General features: G+C 50.3%; 1 pseudogene. It reads right to left on the bottom strand.

Features of this window, described 5'->3' with window-relative positions:
- Window positions 1–290, bottom strand: a pseudogene (locus R0K30_RS21570) (hypothetical protein); the annotation flags it as partial.

Below are 290 nucleotides of genomic sequence, written 5' to 3'. Positions count from 1 at the left end.
ATCTTACCGATCCAGTTACCGAGATCACCGCCAAAGATGCTGCCTAATACTCCCCCGATCGCTGTTCCGATTCCAGGGGCGATCAATGTACCTAGTGCAGCACCACCGATACCACCGCCTAGATTCCCGACAAATCCACCGATCTTCTCGCCTTTATTGTCATTATTCATGCCTAGCAGTTCTGTACCTGCTATTGCTGTACCGAGAATAGGGATACGTTTTCCGATGCTCTTTGCACCTTTACCGACTTTACCTAACAATCCACCGCCACGCCCTTGGTTTGGCGTTGT

The organism is Bacillus sp. SIMBA_154, from assembly GCF_046536015.1.
Taxonomy (GTDB): Bacteria; Bacillota; Bacilli; order Bacillales; family Bacillaceae; genus Bacillus; species Bacillus pumilus_P.
The sequence above is the reverse complement of the archived record's forward strand: the minus strand, read 5'-3'. Positions and strand labels throughout refer to the sequence as shown.